Source organism: Actinotalea alkalitolerans (assembly GCF_023369855.1).
Taxonomy (GTDB): domain Bacteria; phylum Actinomycetota; class Actinomycetes; order Actinomycetales; family Cellulomonadaceae; genus Actinotalea.
This window is the reverse complement of the sequence record NZ_JAMBPP010000006.1, coordinates 180,442-195,960: the sequence shown is the minus strand read 5'-3', so window position 1 is coordinate 195,960 and position 15,519 is coordinate 180,442. Positions and strand designations below refer to the sequence as shown.

Here is a 15,519-nt window from a genome sequence, read left to right as displayed (position 1 = left end):
GTCAGAGTCCGGTCCCGATGGAGGCCGCCTGCTGCTGGATGGCGGTCGCGACCTCCTGCGGGTCGGCACCGGTCTTGGTGAGCCGCTCGAGCTCGTTGTCGATCACGCTCGCGACCTCTTCCCAGGTCGGGATCGAGGGCGGGGCGACGGCAGTCTCGAGCTGCTGTCCGAAGACGGCGAGGTTCTCGTCGTCGGTGATCGCGGGGTCGTCCCAGGCGGAGGCCACCGAGGGCAGGTCGTTGACGGTCTCGAACCAGTCGACCTGGACCTCGGGCCGGCTCAGCCACTCGACGAACTTCCAGGCGGCGTCACGGTTGTCCGTGTCCTCGAAGACGGCGAGGTTGGCGCCGCCGATGAACGAGGCCTGCTGGGCACCCGCGGGGAGCGGTGCCAGGGCGACGTTCTCCATTCCTGCGGCGTCCAGGTCGTTCAGGATGCCGACGTGCCAGGGGCCCGAGACGAAGGCGCCGATGCGACCGGCCATGAAGTCGGGCTCGAGCGAGCCCTGCGGCAGCTCGGTGGGGGCCAGGTCGTCGGTGAAGACCGACTGGTAGTAGGCCAGCGCCTCGACGAACTCCGGGGAGTCGATCGTGAACTCGGTGGCGTCCTCGGTGAGGATCTCCGCACCGGCCTGCCAGGCGAACGGCATGAAGGTCTGCCAGGCACCTGTCTGCCCGGCCTGCAGGGTGATACCCCAGTCGGCGCCTGCCTCCTGCGCCTGCACGGCCATGGCGGTCAGTCCGTCCCAGTCGCCGGGAGGCTCGGTCACCAGGTCGCTGCGGTAGTACAGGACCCGGGTCTCGACGTACCACGGCACGCCGTAGTGGGTGCCGCCGACGTCGGTGCTGCCCCAGGCGCCCTCGAAGAAGATCGACGGGTCGATGAGCTCGGGGGTGGGGTCCAGGGCGCCGGTCGCGGCGAACTCACCCATCCAGGTGGTGCCGATCATGGAGACGTCGGGGGTCTGCCCGCCGGCGATCGCTGTCGCGATCTTGTCGTGCGCGGCGTCCCACGGGATCGCCGTGACGTTGACCTGGACCTCGGGGTTCTCGGCGACGAAGGCCTCGGCGAACGCTCCGAGCGCCTCACCCTCGGTTCCCATGGCCCAGACCTCGATCGACCCGCTGGCCTCACCCTCGGCGACCTCCTGGGCGGGCTCGGGTGCCGCGCCGCCGTCGGTGTCCGCGTCACCGCGCCCGCAGCCCGCGAGTCCGAGAGCGGCGATCGCGAGCGCCGCAGCGCCTACCCGCACAGTTCTGTTCATGGCATGTCCTCCTCGTTGAGTCCCCTGCTCGGGAGCAGTCGCATCTATGCGCTTAACGTGCACCCACGGTCGACTCTAAGCGCTTAGAACGTGATGCGCAACACATCCCAGGACCCTGCTGGGTCGATCGGCGCGAGACACAGCGCGTCTCCCCAGGTCAGCAGCCTCCTGAGGCAGGAGCGGCCCACGGGCCGCAGATCGCGTCAACGCCTCGCAGGACACCCGCAGGACTCGCGGAACAGCGGACGGACAGGGAGCGTGCGGTCCACCGGCGGCGCGTCCGGGTCGGCGATCGAGTCCATCAGGATGTCCACCGCGAGCCTGCCCATCGCCTCCATCGGCTGCCGGGCGGTGGTCAAGGACGGAGCGAACAGGCGCCCCGCGGCGACACCGTCGAAGCCCGTGACGGCGACGTCGCCCGGCACGTCGCACCCCCGGTCGCGCAGCAGGGCCATCAGGTCGAGCGCGTGCTGGTCGCTCGCGCAGACCAGACCGCGCGGGACCTCTCCCCGGTCGAGCAGGTCACGGATCACCGGGAACGGGGACTCGGCGGCGATCGGCGTCGGGTCGAGCACCTCCCGGGGCACCGGCAGCCCGAGGTCGCGCAGCGCGGCGCGCATCCCCTCGAACCGCTCGGCGTAGTCGCTCATCTCGGGCGACCCGACGAACTCGATCCGGGTGATGCCGTGCTCGCGCACCAGGTGCTCGGTCAGGATCCGCACCCCGCCCGCGTTGTCGACCCGCACGTGGTGCAACGCACCCGCCCCGTAGGGCATCGCGAACGCCACCACCGGCAGGCGGTGGGCGAGCTGGTCGAGCACGTCCTCGGACCGGGCCCAGGGGAACACCGCGAGCCCGTCCACCCGGCTGGCGATGTCGATCACCCCGGCACCGTCGCCGCTGGGGCCGCGACCGATCATCAGCGCCCTGCCGCGCCGGGCGCACTCGAGCTCGAAGCCGCGCTGGACCTCGTCCACGTACAGCGGGAAGACGCGGAAGTCCTCGTCGTCCGCGTCGTCGGAGAAGGCCCGCTCGGTGACGTCACCCGCGAAGAAGGCCCCCGGGTCCTCGCGCACCGGCCGGGTCGCCCCGGTCTCTCCCGACTCGAGCAGCATGTCGAACGAGTACAGCCCGAGCGCCCCCGTGCGGCTCTCGGCCAGGCCACGGGCGCTTGCGCTCGGCACGTAGTTGAGGGTCCGGGCAGCCTCGAGGACCGCTTCGCGCGTGCTGGCACGCACCCGTTCGGGCTGCCGGAAGGTGAAGGAGACCGTCGCGATCGAGACGCCGGCCGCGTGGGCGACGTCGTACACGGTGGGCCGCTTGGCCATCGGTCCTCCCCTCTGACGGCACTCACCCTAAGCGCTTCACAGCAGACCCGCCCGGATCGCCACCCGTGCCCGTGCCCGCGCACGGGGCCGACCCTGGCACTCGAACAGGTGTTCGACTAACGTGGCGTCATGCCCACCCCAGGCGCAGCCATCCTGCACGCGGACCTGGACGCGTTCTACGCGTCGGTCGAGCAGCTGCTGGACCCGAGCCTGCGCGGCCGGCCGATCGCCGTCGGCGGTGGGCCCCGAGGAGGCGTGGTGCTCGCCGCGTCGTACGAGGCCAAACGGTTCGGCGTGCAGGGAGGCATGCCAGGGTGGCGCGCGGCGAACCTGTGCCCCGCACTGACCTTCGTCCGCGGGCACCTCGAGGAGTACCCACGCCTCGCCGATGCGGTGATGACCGTGCTGCGCGGCCTGACGCCCGTGGTCGAGCGCATCTCGATCGACGAGGCGTTCCTGGACGTCTCAGGATCGATCCACCTGTTCGGTCCGCCGGCCACGATCGGCGCGCTGATCCGCCACCGGGTCCGGGACGAGGTCGGGCTGCCCATCTCGGTGGGCGCCGCCCGGACCAAGCACCTCGCCAAGATCGCGTCCCAGGTCGCCAAGCCCGACGGGCTGGTGGTCGTGGAGCCTGGACGCGAGCGTGAGTTCCTCGACCCGCTGCCGGTCGGTCTGGTCTGGGGTGTCGGACCGGTCAACGAGCAGCGGCTCGCGGGGCTGGGCATCCGCACGATCGGCGAGCTCGCGCGCACCCCCTCGGGGGCCGTGGAGCGCATCCTCGGCCGTGGTGTCGGGCACCGGCTCACCGCCATGGCGCACGACGACGACCCCCGCCGGGTCAGCACGGCGCACCACGCCCGGTCCGTGGGTGCGCAGTCCGCGATGGGTCGACGCCACCCCGACCCCGACGAGGTCCGCGCGGTTCTGTCCCACCTCGCTGACCGGGTGTCGCGACGGCTCCGAGCCCGCGGTCAGGCCGGGCGGACGGTCGTGGTCCGGGTGCGCTTCACCGGGCAGCGGTCGGTGACCCGCTCCCGCACGCTGCCCGAGCCGGTCGCGGCGACACTGACGGTGACCGAGGTCGCCGAGCGCCTCGTCTGGTCGGCGATCGACGACGAGCCCCCGCCGCGGGAGATCACCCTGCTGGCGATCTCGATGTCGGGACTGGTCGAGCAGCGCTGCGTCCAGCTCGAGCTCGAGCTGCCGCCGCCCGACCCGTGGCGACCCGGATCGGCACCCGGAGCGGCCCGGCGGGCCGTCGACGGCTCGGTCGACGCGATCCGCACGCGCTTCGGCAACGACACCGTCGGCTACCTGCCCGCGGTGATGCGTCGGGGGTCAGCGGTACCCGATGCGTTCCGGGAGCTCGCCGAGCACGACGGATGAGCCGGCGCGGGTGGCACGCGGGGGTCCCGTGGTGCTCGGCGCGTGGCCGTCCGGCTCAGAGCACGTCGTCGACCCACTGCCGCACCTGATCGACCCCCGAGGTGTCCCCCGAGGACATGACCGAGACGACGACCAGGGCGAGGACGGCCAGGACCACCAGGGTCAGGACGAGGCGGAACAGGCCCGAGAGGAACCCGCCGCGGCGGGCCGAGCGGTGCGGCTGGGCGTAGCGGTCTGCCATGGCGCCATGCTTACGCGAGGAGTGCCCCTGCCTGGCCTGGTCCGCCAGCTGCTGGGACTGCTGCGCGGCCTGCTGGGCCTGGGCCGCCGCGCGTGCGTGCGCCGCCTGGGCCGCCTGGTGGTGGGACTGGTGCGAGAAGCCCGGCTGCGACATGTCGACTCCCTCCCCGACGCTGATGCCCGAACCGGGCGTCCTTCCCAGTGTTCACGTCCGTGCGTCCCGCGAACCGGGTAGGGGCCTACTCGACCGGCGACCCACGTGCCGACCGGGAACCACGTAGGTGCGCAGCGGGGGGCGCGGCGCGGAGCTTGAGGCCGGCGCGGTAGCGATGACCCTCCACGGTGCGCACGGACAGCCCGAGCCGACCGGCGATCTCCCGGCTGCTCAGCCCGGCCGCGGCCAGCGCGGTCACGTCACGCTCCCTCGGGCTCAGACCCTTCACCGCACGCACCGCCCGCACCGCCGGTGTCGCGATGCCGTACCGCTCGGCGATCTCGACGGCACGGTCGCGGGCCACGGCCGCCGTGCCCGTCAGGCCGAGGCGGTGCGCCCGGTCGGCGGCGAGCGCCATGACGTCCGCGGCCGAGGCCGCGTCACCCAGCTCGGTGTAGGTGACCGAGGCGGCCTCGAGCCCCGCCACGTCGCGGCCGGCGAGCGCGGCAGCGGCCTGCGCAGCGGCTCGCGCCCTGGGCACGTCCACCTCGAGGGCGATCCGGCGCAGGGGCGCGTCCGCGGTCGGGTCACCCCACCGCATCACGCACTCCCACGCGAGGAGCGCTTGCGCCGGGGCATGGTGCGAGATCGCGACCGCGGCGGCGTGCCGTGCCGTCCGCAGCGCCGCCGCGGTGTCCCCCAGCGCGGCCGAGCGCCAGGCGTGGGTCAGCAGACGGTCCGGCTCACGCAGGACGAGACCCGGGTGACGCCGGCGTTCGGCATCACCCAGGGCCGCGTCCGCAGCCTCGACCTCGCCCCGCTGGGAGTAGCACCGGCTGAGCGCCAACGACGTCGTGTACGCCCAGCCCGAGCGGTCCTTCGCGCGCAGAGCGGCGGACGCGGACGCGAGGAGCTCGACGGCCTGGGAGAGGTGACCGCGGGCGAGGAGGGCGACACCGTGCAGCGCCCGCCCTCGGTGGTCGAAGAACCTGGCCCCACCGGTGTCCAGGGGCAGGAGCGCGAGCACCGCGTCGATCTCGTGCAGCGCCCCGGCCTGCTGCAGGCCGACGACCTCGGCCTCCGCGACCGCGTACCGCAGCAGCATCCCGACTATCGAACCTGCTCCACCGGCACCGAGGGAACCGTCGGCACCACGTGAACCACCGGAACGGTCGGCGTCGCCCAGCATCGCGATGGTCAGCGGGTGGACCTCCGCCCGACCGCCGGCCCCCGTCGTGACCACCAGGCAGATGGCCGCGGCGCGGGCTCCGAACGACCCGGTGACCGCCTCGGCGAGGGCCCGCTCCGCGTCGGCGACCGCGCCCGCACGGGTGACCAGGGCCCGTAGCCACGCCCGCACGCCTAGGGCCTCGGCGCGGGCGGTGGGCGAACGAGAGGACTCCACGGCACGGTCGAGCACGGCCAACGCGTCATCCGGGCGGGCCAGGACGAAGAAGAGGTTCGCCGCGCGCAGCTGAGCGACCCGCACCCGGGCCAGGTCGTCGGGGGCGAGGTCGACCAGCGAGCGGGCGGTCAGCTCCGCCTCCGCACCCTGTGACGCCCACGACTGCGCACCGGCCAGCACGAGCCCGGCGTCGAACCGCGGACCGTCGGCCATCGCCTCACCTGCCAGCAGGATCGCCCGGTCGAGGTCGAACCGCCGCACGGCGACCTCGGCAGCCCTGACGAAGAGGTCGGCCGAAGGACTCTGCCCCGAGCCGAGCTCGTGCTCGCTGAGCCGCAGCGGGTCGACGTCCCGCCGGCCTCGAAGCTGCGCGGCGACCTCCGTATGGATCCGTCGGGTCCGGAGCACTCCGGCCCGCGCCCGCAGCAGCTCACCGATGAGTGGGTGCCCGCAGCGCACCCACAGGTCGCGCGACTCGCCACCGACGGCCACGAGACCCGCACGCTCGAGATCGTCGAGCTCCTCGAGGCGGCACCCGACGGCGAGCAGCACGTCGACCTCGACCGGCTCGGCGATCGCCACGACGTCGGCCACGAACCGGGCCGTCGTCGTGGCGCCCGCGAGTATCCGTCGCAGGTGGTCCTCGAGCACCAGCTCGAGGGACGGGGTGAGCACCGTCGCCGAGCTCAGCACCCACGGCCGGTCCCGCTGCTGCCGCCCATGCCGGTCGAGGCTCCCCTGCACCAGCAGGCGTAGGTAGAGAGGGTTCCCCTCGGTGAGCCGCCACAGGTGCTGCTGGACCTCACGGTCCACGGGGGCGCCGAGGGCGGCGTGGACAAGGTCGGCCGCGTCCTGCTTGGACAGGGGCGGCACGACGCGATGCTGCAGCGCACCCTCGGTGAGGAGGCCCGCGACCTCGGACGGCAGCGGCTCGCCATGGCGGGCCGTGAGGACCACACCGACGTCCCCACCGCGGACCAGGCGGTCGACGAGGGCCGCAGAGGCGGGGTCGAGCCGGTGCACGTCGTCCACGGTGACCACGGTCCGGGGACCCAGCGCGACGATCGACGACGCGACCTCCACCACCGACACGAACGGGTCTGGGGCGACGCGCCCGACGAGCTCCGCGAAAGGACCGAGCGGCCGGTCCTGGCCTGCATGGAGGCCAGTGAACCATCGCAGCTTCCACCCCCGTGGGCCGAGCACCTGGGTGACCGCCCGGGCGAGGGTGGTCTTGCCGACCCCTGCCGGGCCGGTGAGCAGGGCGCACCGGGGGGCGCCGTCCGGGAGCACGTCCCGAGCCACGGCGCGCACCAGGTCCTCACGACCGATGAAGGGCCACTGCGCCATGGCCCATGGTGAACCGTGAACGGTCGAACGGGAACCTTCAGCCCGTCGAGGGAGTCCGACTCAGTCCACCGGCAGGTACTCGAGCCGGTGCACCTGGACGACCGTGGACGTCGGACGTCCGTTGCTCGTGCCATAGACGCCGACCCACAGCCCCAGGAAGCCACCTGTGGCGACGCTGTCGAGCGTGCGGCCGTCTGCGTGCGCGACGGTCACGAGCTCCTCACCCGCGGTGCCCGCGAGCAGTGCGTACTCCTGTCCCCTCGCGCGAACGGCCACCGTCACCGGCGCCTGAGCGTCCGCCGGGATCAGCACCGTGCCGAGCACGGTCTCGACACCCTTGCTGCGGTGCACGGCCGTCGCCCGCAGCCCGGTGCCGCCCTCGGCGCCCGTGACCGCCATCCGCACGTGGTCGTCCTCCGACTGTCGCACGGCCAGGCCGATCTCCTCCCCGAGGAGCAGCTCGGCCTGGAGGGTCGCCCGCACCTCGAGGTCCTGGTGCTGCTGGCGGACACCGAGGAAGGCAGGAGTGACCGGCTCGGACAGTGTTCCGGGTGTCATCCGCAGGTCCCAGCCCTCGCCCCGCGGGGTCGCGAACGCCGAGGCCGGTCCGCGCAACGACGTCCAGCGCAGGTCGTCGGGCCGGACGACGCCGGACGTGCGGCCCTGTGCGAGACCCGGTCGCTGCGGTCCGGCGAACGGGACCTCGACCTCGGGGGAGAGTCTCCCGACACCGGGGGCGAGGACCGGCCACCCGTCCTCCCACCCGACGGGCACGAGGAAGGTCTCGCGTCCCAGGTTGTAGTGGTAGCCGCCGTACGGGCGCATCCCCAGCAGGACGGCCCACCAGCTGCCGTCCGGGGCCTGGACGAGGTCGGCGTGACCGACGCCGACGATCTCGCTGCCACGGCCGAGGTGGCGGTGGGTGAGCACGGGGTTGCCCCTGCTGCCCACGTACGGTCCGGTGACCGAGTCCGCCCGGGCGACCGAGACCGCGTGGTGGAACTCGGTGCCGCCCTCGGCCGCGAGGAGGTAGTAGGTGCCGTCGACCTTGTACAGGTGCGGCGCCTCGGCCCACACCACGTCACGCAGCGCGCCGTTCCACACGACGTGCTCGGGTCCCACGAGCCTCATCGCCTGCGGGTCGAGCTCGCGCACCCACACCTCGGTCTGGTGGTACCACTCGGGCTCCTCGACCAGTCGGGTGCCGTGCAGCCACACGCGCCCGTCGTCGTCGAAGAAGATCGACGGGTCGATGCCGTCCACGCCGAGCCAGACGGGGTCCGACCACGGCCCGGACGGGTCCGTCGCGGTCATCACGAAGTTGCCGCTGCGCGTGCCCTCACGATGGTCGACGAGGGTGCAGACCAGCCAGAACACCCCCTCGTGGTGCCGCAGGGTCGGCGCGTAGAGACCACCTGAGGACGCGACGCCGTCGAGCTCGAGCTGGCCGGGCCGATCGACCACGTGACCGATCTGCTCCCAGCTCACCAGGTCGCTGCTGCGGAACACGGGCAGGCCCGGGAAGTACTCGAAGGTCGACGTCACGAGGTAGTAGTGCTCACCGACCCGGCAGATCGAGGGGTCGGGGTAGCAACCCGGGAGCAAGGGGTTGCCCACCGTGCTCACGCGTCCACCACCTTGACCTCCACGACGCGGGCGTCAGCCCCGGTGACCTCGTGCACGTCGCCCGTGACGGCCACGACCGCACGCTCGGTCGCCGAGCCGGGCACACCTCGCCGCTCACCGGACGCACCGGCAGGGATCGCCCCTCCGGTGATCGCCGCGGGAGCGGCACCCTCGCCCGAGGCGGCGGCGTGCGAGCCGACCCAGACCTCGACCGGTCCGGGCTCGACGATCCGCACCATCCGGCGGTCGGAGAACGCGAGGCGTGCGGCCGGGACCGAGAACACGACCCTGCGGGACTCCCCCGGGGCGAGCTCGACCCGCCCGTAGCCCAGCAGCTGCACCACCGGGCGCGGGATGCTGCCCAGCACGTCACGCCCGTAGAGCTGGACGACGTCGACCCCGGCCAGCGGGCCCGTGTTGGTCACCGTGACCGCGGCCGTGAAGGTGCCGAACGAGGCCACCTCCGGGTCGACCACGAGGTCGCTGTAGGCGAACGACGTGTAGGACAGGCCGAAGCCGAAGGGGCGCGGGGGGGTCGAGTCGGTCGAGGTGACGTCCGAGGGCCCACCCAGCACGGGGTGCAGGTAGGAGTAGGGCTGGGCACCGGCCGAGCGCGGGATCGACACCGGGAGCCTGCCGGACGGGTTGACCCGGCCGGTGAGGACGTCGGCGATCGCCGTGCCCCCGCACTCGCCCGGGAAGAACGCCTGGAGCACGGCGCCCGGCACCGGACCCTGCTCGGCCTCGAGCGCCCAGCCGATCGCGTAGGGACGACCCGTCACGAGAACCAGGACCACGGGGGTCCCGGTCGCCAGCATCGTCTCGACGAACCGACGCTGGACACCCGGGAGCTCGAGCGACTCGGAGTCGTTGCCCTCACCCACCGTGCCCCGACCGAACAGCCCGGCCTGGTCGCCCACCACGACGACGGCCACGTCGGCGCTCTCGACCGCGGCCCGCGCCTCGGCGAAGCCGTCGGTGCTCTCGTCCTGGACCGTGCAGCCCTCGGCGAAGACGATCTCCGGCCGCGGAGCCGCTCCCGCGTCGAAGGCCGTGCCGAGGGCCTCGAGGATCGTCGGCACCTCGATCCCCATCGCGTGGTCGGGGTGATGGGCGAGCACGTGGTTGACGAACGAGTAGCAGCCCATGAGCGCCTCGGCGCGGTCGGCGTTGGGTCCGACCACAGCCACCCGCGCCGGCGCGGACACCCCGCCGGACAGCGGCAGCACACCGTCGTTGGACAGCAGCACCACCGACTCCTCGGCGAGCCGACGGGCCAGGTCACGGTGCCGCGGGGAGTCGAGGTCGATCACCGTCGGGGGTTCGTCCTCGAAGGCCCCGGGCTCGAGCAGGCCCAGCTCCTCCTTCTGCGCCAGCGCGCGCAGCACCGCGCGGTCCACGAACGCCTCGTCGAGATCGCCCGCGCGCACCCGGTCGATCAACGGCTGCAGGTAGGCGTCGCCCGTGGGCAGCTCGACGTCGATCCCGGCCTCGAGCGCGAGGGCGGCCGCGTGACCGCGGTCGGCCGCGACGCCGTGCATGACCTCGAGGAAGGCGACCGCGAAGTAGTCGGCGACCACCACGCCGTCGAACCCCCACTGCTCACGGAGCAGGTCGGTCAGGTGCTCGACGCTCGACGCGATCGGGAGGCCGTCGACGTCGGCGTAGCTGTTCATCACCGACCGCGCGCCGCCGTCGCGTACCGCCATCTCGAACGGCGGAAGGTAGACGTCGGCGAGCTCGCGCGGCCCGGCACCCACCGGCGCGTGGTTGCGACCCGCGCGGGAGCCCGAGTACCCCACGAAGTGCTTGAGGGTGGCGTGGACGCCGCCCTCCTGCAGGCCGCGCACGTAGGCGGTGCCGACGGTCCCGACGAGGTACGGGTCCTCCCCGATGCACTCGTCCACCCGGCCCCAGCGGGCGTCGCGCACGACGTCGAGCACGGGCGCCAGCCCCTGGTGGATGCCCAGGCTCCTCATCGAGTCGCCGATCGCGAGCCCGACCTCGTGCACGAGCTCGGGGTCGAAGGACGCACCCCACGCGAGCGGCGTGGGGAAGGTCGCTGCCTTCCACGCGGCGAGCCCGGTGAGGCACTCGTCGTGGACCAGGGCCGGGATGCCCAGCCTCGTCTCGCGCTTGAGCCGGCGCTGCTCGTCCCACAGCCAGGCAGCGCGCTCGGCCGGCTCGACCGGGCGGGTGCCGTAGACCCTGGTGTAGTGCCCGATGCCGTTCCGGGTGACCTCGGCGAGCGCGCCCGAGGGCTTCTGGCCGGCGGCCATCTCGGACTGCATCGGCGCGACCGTGCCGTTCTGGTCGAGCCAGTAGCCCACGATCTGCGCCACCTTCTCCTCGAGCGTCATCCGGGCGTGCAGGGCACGCACACGATCGGACACGACGGGCGAGGCCTTCAGGGCGTGCTGAGTACGTACGACGTCGGACACAGGGTCCTTCTCCTCAGGGTTGTGAACAGGGTTCCGTCCGGTGGTGGGGCACTCAGCCCTTGACGGCGCCGGTGAGTCCGCCGACGATCCGCCGCTCGAACAGCGAGAAGAAGATCAGTGCCGGGATCATCGACAGCGAGGTGAAGGCGAGCACCCGCGCCGTGTCCACCGAGTACTGCGCGGCGAACGCCTGGACACCGAGCGGCAGCGTGTACGACATCTCGTTGTTGAGGATGAAGAGCGGGAGCATGTAGCTGTTCCAGCTCGCGATGAACGCGAGGATCCCCACGGTGATGACACCGGGCAGGGACAGCGGGACGACCATCCGGAAGAAGAACCCGAGCCGGCCCGCGCCGTCGATCGCGGCGGCCTCCTCGAGCTCCTTGGGGATCGCCCGAAGGAACGGCACGAGGATGATGATCGTCACCGGCAGCGCGAAGGCGATCTGCGGAAGGATGATGCCGGCGAGGCTGTTCATCAGCCCGAGCTCCCGGATGAGGATGTACAGCGGCGTGATGGCGACCGTCATGGGGAACATGAGCCCTGCCGCGAACAGCGAGTACAGGGCCGTCCGCCCCCGGAAGTCGTACCGGGCGAGCACGTAGCTCGCCATGACGCCGAGGACGACGACGCCGAGGGTCGTGAAGACCGCGCTGATCGCCGAGTTCGACATCTGCCGCCAGAAGATCTCGCTCTGCAGCACGCTGCTGTAGTTCCCGATGTTCCACGGGTCGGGGAGCCCGGCGGGGCTCCTGATGATCTGCGAGTTGTCCCGGAATCCGCCCAGGATGATGTAGCCGACCGGGCCGATGCAGAGTCCGACGAAGAAGAACGCGATGACGTACGTCATCGGCCCGCTGCGGCCGAGCCGGGCACCGTCACGCTTCCTGCGCGACGGGCGGTCCGCCGGGAGCGGCGGTGCGGCGACTGCGCTCGCGCTCATCGCTTCTTCCCTTCCGTGATGGCGCCCTCGGTGTCACGACGGAGGACGTAGCGCTGGTAGATGAGGGCGATGACCAGGGAGATGAGGAACAGGACGACGGCGACGGCGTTGCCGAAGCCGTAGTTCCCGGCGAGCCGCCCGTTGAGGACCATGTAGGTCGCCATCGTCGACGTACCCGCGGTCGCGGAGACGTACTGACCCCAGATGATGTAGACGAGGTCGAAGAGCTGGAGCGAGCCGATGATCGACAGGAATGCCCAGATCCTGATGGTCGGACCAAGCAGCGGCAGGGTGATCCGGCGTTGCATCTGCCAGTAGGAGGCACCGTCGATGGCCGCGGCCTCGAACAGCTCCGAAGGGATGCTCTGGAGGCCGGCAAGGATCAGGATGACCGCGAACCCGATGTACTTCCAGGTGATGATCATCATGAGGGTCCAGATGGCGAAGTCCGGATCGGCGAGCCAGTCCACCGACAGGCCGCCGAGACCGATCCGTTCGAGGATGGCGTCGAACGCGCCCCCCGAGCGGAGCATCAGGGACCAACCGGTCCCGACGATGACCTCCGACACGACGTACGGCACGAAGATGAGCACCCGGACGAGGGAGCGGCCGCGCATCCTCTGGTTGAGCAGGAGCGCGATCGCGATGGCCGCGGGCCCCTGCAGGACGAGCGACATGACAAGGATGAAGCCGTTGTGCATGAGCGCGTCGTGGAACGTGGTGTCCCTGAAGATCGCGAGGTAGTTGTCCAGGCCGACGAAGTCGGTCGGCGGACCGAAGCCCTTCCACCGGAAGAACCCGTAGTACGCCGCCATGACCACCGGGAAGATGACGAAGGTGACGAAGATGATGACGGCGGGGCCCGTGAGCAGGGCGATCTCGCCACGCTTGACCCAGTCCGGGCCGCGGCGGCGAGTCCGGCGGACCGGGGACGATGCCGTGGTGGCACCGTCCCCGGTCCTCGAGGGACCCTCGGGCGACGTCGTCGTGAGCGTGTTCTCGCCCAGGGAGTCACTCATGGGTCCGACTACTCCTTGGCGGCTGCGTCGTTGACTGCCTTGATGACACCCTCAGGGGTGCCGTTGCCCGCGAGCATCTCGACGACACCGGCGTTCAGGGCGTTGCCCACGTTCTGGCCGAACAGCGTGTCGAGCCAGACCTGCACATACGCGGCCCCGTTGTAGGCCGCGAGGACGTCGAGCAGGGCCGGGTCGGTGACGACGCCCTGAGCTTCCTGGCTCGCGGGCAGCGTGACGAACGCCTCGGCGTACGCCTCCTGACGCTCCTGCGACATGAAGAAGTTGAGGAAGTCCGCGCACTCGACCGGAGAGTCGACGTGGCATGCGTACCCGTCGACGCCACCCATCATCGCGGTGGGGTCACCGGCACCGCCGTCGACGGCCGGGAAGGCAAACCAGCCGAGGTCAGCCTTCGGCTGCTTGTCCGGCGTGAGGTCGGCGATGACGCCCGGGTTCCAGGCACCCATGAGCTCCATGGCGGCCTGGTCGTTGGCGATCATGCCGGCCGACGAGGCGGCGCTGCCCTGAGCCTCGGTGGTGAGGTAGCCCGAGTTGAACGGCTCGGTCTCGGCGAAGTCGGCGAGCTCCTGGGCCGCATCGGTCCAGCACGCGTCGTCGAACGACATCGAGGCCGCAGCCTCGGTCATGACGTCCTGCGAGCAGTGACGCAGTGCGAGGAAGTAGTACCAGTGGGCCGCCGGCCAGGCCGCCTTGCCACCGAGCGCGATCGGCTCGACGCCGATGCCCTTGAGCTTCTCGACGGCCTCGTCGAGCTCGGCCATGGTCTCGGGGGTGCCCTCGATGCCGGCCTCCTCGAACATGGTCTTGTTGTAGTAGATGCCGCCGGGGAGCACGGAGGTCGGCATGCCGTAGACCTTGCCGTCGATGCTGAACGCGTTGAGCGTGCCCTCGATCGCCGGGCGCACGTCGTCGGCGATCAGGTCGGTGATGTCCATCACCTGACCCGCCTCGACGATGTCGGCGAGCTTGCCGCCACCACGCGCCATGAAGACGTCCGGCGCGTCACCCGAGTTGAGCGCGGTCTGGAGCTTGCCATCCATGTCCTCGTTCTGGATGGTCTGGATGGTCACCGTGACGTTCTCGTTGGCCTCCATAAACTGGGCGGCCGTCTCGTCCCAGAACGCCTTGCCGGGGCCGGTGGTGGAGTTGTGCCACATCATCAGCTCGACCGAGGCGTTCCCGGAGCCTGCGCCGTCGGTGCCGCCGCTGCTGCCGCCGTTGTCGTCGCCACCGCAGGCGGTGAGCCCAACGGCGCCCATCAGCACGACGGTCGAGACCGCCAGGAGCTTCCTTGTCTTCATGTGATCTGTCCTCTTCGTTGAGCTACATGGAGGGGAACGGTCGCCCGGTGAGGGGCGGTCAGGACCGGAACCGGAGTCAGGCGCAGCGCATCCCGTGGCACGGGACCTTGCTGCCGGGCGGTCCATCGGTGGTGCTCCCGCCCCGTCGGTGGGGCGGGCAGTTCGTCATGAGGCACTCCTCGTCATCATTGACCGGGGGTCGTAGGAGTGACTCTGGCAGGGAGGAAGCGGTCAGGTCAAACGATATCGATAACGTTTTACTTACGATGCCGAGCTCCCCCACCTCAAGCGCGGGACGACGTCCCGGCACCACCCCTTGAGCCAGCGCTGAACGCGTGTATAGAATGCTGACCATGCGTTCAACCCGATCGCGCGGCGCCGAGCCCGAGGACCTCACCACGCGCGCCCGGATCCGTGACGCCGCCGTCCTGCGCTTCGGGCGTGAGGGGTTCGGGACGTCCCTGCGCGTCATCGCGGCCGACGCCGGGGTCAGCGCCGGGCTCGTCATCCACCACTTCGGGACCAAGGAGAAGCTTCGTCAGGCGTGCGACACGCACATCCTCGAGGAGATCAAGCACGCCAAGTACGAGAACCTCGTCGAGTCCACGGGTGGCCGGTTCCTGGAGTACTTCGCCACGGCCGAGCAGTTCGCGCCGATCTTCGCCTACGTGCTCCGCTCGCTCCAGCACGGTGGCCCCCTGGCCCGGTCTTTCGTGGACCACATGGTCGACGACGCGGTCGAGTACATGGCCGACGGCGTCGCGGCCGGGGTGATCGTGCCCAGCCGCGACGAGCGTGCGCGGGCCCGCTACCTCGTGCTGTCCTCGCTCGGGTCGGGACTGCTCTCGATCACGCTCGACCCGCCCGAGGACCCCTCGGACCTCGCCGCCCTGATGCGCCGTCACTTCGACGCGATCACCCTTCCGGCCCTCGAGATGTACACCGAGGGCGTGCTCACCACCCGCCGGATGCTCGACGAGTACCTCAGCTATGTCGGCGACCCCCCGGCGGCCCGCGAGGAGAGAACCGCCGGCTAGA

The 15,519-nt window shown here is 71.4% G+C and carries 11 protein-coding genes; 2 read left to right on the top strand and 9 right to left on the bottom strand.

Annotated features, from left to right (window positions below):
* Position 1: 1 nt before the first annotated feature.
* Together M1R94_RS09465 and M1R94_RS09460 are read right to left on the bottom strand one after the other, a co-directional pair.
* Entirely contained in the window at positions 2-1,264 is a 1,263-nt protein-coding gene (locus tag M1R94_RS09465; protein WP_249381445.1) for a sugar ABC transporter substrate-binding protein, read from the bottom strand.
* A 203-nt stretch (positions 1,265-1,467) separates the two neighbouring features.
* Positions 1,468-2,592, bottom strand: coding sequence for a LacI family DNA-binding transcriptional regulator (locus tag M1R94_RS09460; RefSeq protein ID WP_249381444.1), 1,125 nt, complete (start codon positions 2,590-2,592; stop codon positions 1,468-1,470).
* A 129-nt stretch (positions 2,593-2,721) separates the two neighbouring features.
* Here M1R94_RS09460 and dinB point away from each other — a divergent pair, with 129 nt between their 5' ends.
* Positions 2,722-3,981 (top strand): DNA polymerase IV, encoded by a 1,260-nt coding sequence (gene dinB, locus M1R94_RS09455; protein ID WP_249381443.1) that lies wholly within the window; start codon positions 2,722-2,724, stop codon positions 3,979-3,981.
* A 55-nt stretch (positions 3,982-4,036) separates the two neighbouring features.
* Here dinB and M1R94_RS09450 read toward each other — a convergent pair whose 3' ends face one another.
* From M1R94_RS09450 to M1R94_RS09420, 7 genes are all read right to left on the bottom strand, one after another.
* Positions 4,037-4,375, bottom strand: coding sequence for a hypothetical protein (locus M1R94_RS09450; protein ID WP_249381442.1), 339 nt, complete (start codon positions 4,373-4,375; stop codon positions 4,037-4,039).
* A gap of 85 nt (positions 4,376-4,460) precedes the next feature.
* Positions 4,461-7,130, bottom strand: coding sequence for an AAA family ATPase (locus tag M1R94_RS09445; protein WP_249381441.1), 2,670 nt, complete (start codon positions 7,128-7,130; stop codon positions 4,461-4,463).
* 60 nt (positions 7,131-7,190) lie between these two features.
* The gene (locus tag M1R94_RS09440; RefSeq protein ID WP_249381440.1) at positions 7,191-8,756 is read right to left on the bottom strand and encodes a glycoside hydrolase family 43 protein; all 1,566 of its coding nucleotides are present in this window, start codon (positions 8,754-8,756) and stop codon (positions 7,191-7,193) included.
* Entirely contained in the window at positions 8,753-11,197 is a 2,445-nt protein-coding gene (locus tag M1R94_RS09435) for a beta-xylosidase/alpha-l-arabinosidase (protein WP_249381439.1), read from the bottom strand. The genes M1R94_RS09440 and M1R94_RS09435 overlap by 4 nt, the downstream gene beginning before the upstream one ends.
* A 52-nt stretch (positions 11,198-11,249) precedes the next feature.
* Positions 11,250-12,140: a carbohydrate ABC transporter permease gene (locus M1R94_RS09430; RefSeq protein WP_249381438.1), complete on the bottom strand. Its 891-nt coding sequence runs from the start codon at positions 12,138-12,140 to the stop codon at positions 11,250-11,252.
* The gene (locus M1R94_RS09425; protein ID WP_249381437.1) at positions 12,137-13,159 is read right to left on the bottom strand and encodes a carbohydrate ABC transporter permease; all 1,023 of its coding nucleotides are present in this window, start codon (positions 13,157-13,159) and stop codon (positions 12,137-12,139) included. The genes M1R94_RS09430 and M1R94_RS09425 overlap by 4 nt, the downstream gene beginning before the upstream one ends.
* An 8-nt stretch (positions 13,160-13,167) precedes the next feature.
* Positions 13,168-14,481 carry an extracellular solute-binding protein gene (locus M1R94_RS09420; protein ID WP_249381436.1) on the bottom strand — a complete coding sequence of 438 codons (1,314 nt, stop codon included), beginning with the start codon at positions 14,479-14,481 and terminating at the stop codon, positions 13,168-13,170.
* 353 nt (positions 14,482-14,834) lie between these two features.
* On the opposite strand from M1R94_RS09420, the gene M1R94_RS09415 reads away from it, so the two are divergent.
* On the top strand, positions 14,835-15,518 hold the full coding sequence (locus M1R94_RS09415; RefSeq protein WP_249381435.1) for a TetR/AcrR family transcriptional regulator: 684 nt from the start codon (positions 14,835-14,837) through the stop codon (positions 15,516-15,518).
* Position 15,519: the final 1 nt, after the last annotated feature.